The organism is uncultured Campylobacter sp., assembly GCF_937921625.1.
Classification (GTDB): domain Bacteria; phylum Campylobacterota; class Campylobacteria; order Campylobacterales; family Campylobacteraceae; genus Campylobacter_B.
In genome coordinates, this window is the sequence record NZ_CAKZTI010000022.1 from 1 (window position 1) to 2,900 (window position 2,900).

General features: G+C 46.4%; 3 protein-coding genes. All 3 read right to left on the reverse strand.

Annotation, left to right across the window (positions count from 1 at the left end):
- The coding region (locus Q0101_RS02880; protein WP_297942147.1) for an ABC transporter ATP-binding protein at positions 1-708 on the reverse strand (708 nt) is incomplete at its 3' end.
- On the reverse strand, positions 692-1,672 hold the full coding sequence (locus tag Q0101_RS02885) for an iron ABC transporter permease (protein WP_297942150.1): 981 nt from the start codon (positions 1,670-1,672) through the stop codon (positions 692-694). The genes Q0101_RS02885 and Q0101_RS02880, both read right to left, overlap by 17 nt.
- On the reverse strand, positions 1,672-2,718 hold the full coding sequence (locus tag Q0101_RS02890; protein WP_297942152.1) for an ABC transporter substrate-binding protein: 1,047 nt from the start codon (positions 2,716-2,718) through the stop codon (positions 1,672-1,674). Before Q0101_RS02890 ends, Q0101_RS02885 begins: the two co-directional genes overlap by 1 nt.
- Positions 2,719-2,900: the final 182 nt, after the last annotated feature.

Here is a 2,900-nt window from a genome sequence, read left to right on the forward strand (position 1 = left end):
GTCAAATTCCGCCGTTTTGATCTGTACGCCGTAGAGCGAGCTAAGCGCGGCTTCGGTTAAAATTTCGTTGCTTGCGCCGTAGTTGTAGCTAAGATCATTTCGCAAGATCAGTGTGCGATCGGCGACTGCGAGGGCGTGGTTGGGCTGATGGGTGGTAAAAACTATGCTCGCATCGCTATTTGAGCGTAGATTTGCGATGAGGCTTAGCACGCGGTCTTGGTTTTTGATATCAAGCGCGCTGGCAGGCTCGTCCAAAAACAGCACGTCGCTACCGCTAGCTAGGGCTCTAGCAAAGAGTACGAGCTGCCTCTGCCCGCCGCTAAGGGCGTTAAAGCTGCGCTTTTGCAGATGGGCGACGCCTAACGTATCCAGAGCGTCAAGGCAGATTTGAATATCCTTTTTGCCTGGTTTTGAAAAGAGGGAGATATCACGTACTCGCCCCATCAGTACGATGTCAAGCACGCTGTAATCAAACGCGACATTAAAGCTCTGCGGCAAGAAAGCAAATTTTGCCTTGCGCACGATCTCGCCTTCTTTAGGCTGCAAAATCCCCATCATACACGACATTAGCGTGCTTTTGCCTTGCCCGTTTAAGCCCAAAATCGCTAATGTTTGAGAGCTGGCAAGCTCGAAGCTTAAGTTGCGAAAGCAGAATTTTTCCGCCTCGTAGTAAAAGCCAGCATTTTTTACCTCAATTAGATTTTGCATTTTTGGCACTCCTTTTTAGAAGTATGGCAAAGATCGGGCTTCCGATGAGAGCGGATAGAATTCCTAAAGGAATTTCGGCGCTACTTAGCGAGCGAGATAGATCGTCGATTGCCAGCATAAAGATCGCTCCTGCAATGAAGCAGGCAGGCATTAGCTTTACGTGGTCGCTGCCCGCGATGAGCCTGGTGGCGTGCGGCACTACAAGACCTACCCAGCCGATATTTCCGCTGACGCTAACTTGTACGGCGATCAGAGCGGTGCAAAGTGCTAGGATCGTGCAGCGCAGAAATTTAACATCCACACCTAGCACGCGCAAATCATCATCATTTAGGCTGAGTAGATTAAACCGCCATCTCAGCGCGATTAAGACTGCAGAAGCGGGCAGGGCGATCGCGCACATTAAAATTACTTTATCGTATCCTGCGCTTACGAAGCTTCCCAGTAGCCAAAAAACGATATTAGGCAGTACTTCCTCATCGTCTGCCAGATACTGCACCAAGCTCGTAAGTGCGGCAAATACGCCGTTAATGACTATACCTGCTAAAATGAGTGAGAAAATATCAGCGCGTGCTACGAATTTTGCCAAAAGATAGAGCAAAAATAGCGCCGCAAGTCCGAAGCAAAATGCAAACCCCGCAAGCCATAAGCCGCTAAATCCTAGCAAAATACAAAGCGCGCCGCCGAATGCCGCTGCAGTGCTAACGCCTACGATGTGCGGGCCAACGAGCGGGTTCTTAAATACCGCCTGCAAGCTCAAACCCGCGATAGCAAGCGCTCCACCGCAAAGGCTGGAGAGTAGAATGCGCGGAATTCTAACATCCATCATCACACTTTTGGCAGCTTCATCGCCGCCTCCGCTAAAGAGAATTTTAAAAATTTCTTCTAACGGTATATGAAACTGCCCACTAGCGAGCGAGATTAGCGCCAGCACTACCCAAAAAAGAAGAAGGATTACGTTTAGCATTATTTTTGATATTTGACGCGGTAAAATTTCTCGTAGAATTCCTCTACTTTTTTATCAAAGTTTGCGTCCTTAAAATTTTGCGGATAAAGTTTCATCGCAAGCCATTCCTCACCAAGCGCCATTGCTTCGGCAGTCGGATGACCCCATGCTTTAACGAATTCGGGCATTAGATAAATTCTATCCTCTTTCACGGCGCTAAGACCTTTTAGCGCAGGGTTTGCCTTAAGTTCGGCAGGTACTTGAGGATAGCGGTTTTGCACTAAGATAATCTGCGGATTCCATGCTAAAATTTGCTCCGGCGAAACCTGTTTGTAGCCCTTTATATCTGCAGCGGCGACGTTCGTCGCACCCGCTCTTGCTAACATTACGCCAGTATATTTGCCGCTACCGTAGGTCGTAAGATCAGGATTTGCCATATAAACTCTAGGTCTTTTATCTACGATAAAATTACTAAATTTGGCATTTAAATCAGCTTGTGATTTTTTAACGAAATCTATTAGTTCAGCGGCATCCTTTTCGTGATTGCTTAGTTCGCCTAGAATTTTAACCCCCTCGTAAAAGCCCTCATCGTAAGCAGCGAAGCTATCGCGCTCATCTTTAAAGGTCGGATTTAGCTTAGCTTTTTCCTCTTGTGCAGAGCTAAAAAACGAAATGCCTACGACCGGGATTTTTAACTCCTCCATTTTAGCGATATATTCTTTAGGGAAGTAGTTGACCACTACGACCGCATCGGGCTTTAGACTAAGCAGGGCTTCGTAATTGACATCTTTGATATCGCCCGGATTAGGTAGGTTTTTAAAACTCGGTGCCAAACGATTATACTCTTTGCCTAGGCGTTGCTCCCAGCTTTTTAGGATGCCTACGACCTTATCTTGGGCGTTGATTTCGTTTAAGACATTGAGCGCTTCGTGGTGTAGCACGACGATACGATTTACTTGATCCGGGATCGTGACCTTGCGACCGAGCTGATCGGTAATCGTGCGATCTGCAAAAGCCAGGCTAGCGCAAAGCACTGTACCAAGAAGGATTGAGTGAAGTTTAAGCATTTTTTCTCCTTGAAAATTCCACAAAATATGCGGGATTAGAATAGCGGAATTATAGCTGATCGGTATAAAATCCAGATAAATTTTTATATAAATTTCATTTTGTCGCGGGGGGATTTCAGATGCTTTCGTAGGGCAGAATTTTGTGATTTTACGCAGAATTTTGCTAGTAAAAATTTTTGCCC

Excerpts from the sequence above, each read along its gene's own strand:
- Q0101_RS02885 (WP_297942150.1), bottom strand. The coding sequence starts at position 1,672 with ATGCTAAACGTAATCCTTCTTCTTTTTTGGGTAGTGCTGGCGCTAATC.
- Q0101_RS02890 (WP_297942152.1), bottom strand. The coding sequence starts at position 2,718 with ATGCTTAAACTTCACTCAATCCTTCTTGGTACAGTGCTTTGCGCTAGC.